Annotated in this window: 1 pseudogene; it reads right to left on the bottom strand. The window is 36.2% G+C overall.

The window, feature by feature from the left end:
- Nucleotides 1-21: 21 nt before the first annotated feature.
- Nucleotides 22-549 (bottom strand): annotated as a pseudogene (gene adcAII, locus QM409_RS10765) (zinc-binding lipoprotein AdcAII); the annotation flags it as partial.

The raw sequence follows: 549 nt of genomic DNA, 5'->3' as shown, positions 1-549 counted from the left end.
TTATTGATTTTCATTCTTTCCTCACTTTAATTCTTCTGCTAAAATACTCATATTGTCTTCTAGGTTTTCTAAATAAGTCTTGTCATTTTGTGGGTCTGCCTCTAAAGGATTCAGAGTTTTAAGCCCCACACCTGTTGATTTGACAAGAGTTTCAGCTACTTTCGAAGAAGCATTACTTTCTGTAAAAATCGTCTTAACTTTATAGGTTTTAACAAATTCCTGAATTTCTGTTAGTTGTCTTGGACTTGGTTCTTGTTCTGGAGAGATACCTGCGATTCCAAGTTGATTGAGTCCAAATCGCTTAGCTAGATAAGAAAAGGCTGTATGCTGTGTTACAAAAGTTTTCTGAGTCGCTTTTTCAAATTTAGGCTGGAATTTCTTTGTCAATTCTTGAGCTTTTTTGATAAAGGCTTGCGCATTTTTCTGATAAGTTTCTTTATGCTCACTATCCACCTCTGAAAGTTTATCAGCGATAATCTGAGCTTCTTCGCCAGCTTTTTCAGGATCTAGCCAAGTGTGAGGATCATAGAGCGTTTTTTCATCAACTCC

Origin of the sequence: Streptococcus mitis, assembly GCF_047465045.1 — a bacterium.
GTDB lineage: Bacteria > Bacillota > Bacilli > Lactobacillales > Streptococcaceae > Streptococcus > Streptococcus mitis_DT.
The sequence above is the reverse complement of the archived record's forward strand: the minus strand, read 5'-3'. Positions and strand labels throughout refer to the sequence as shown.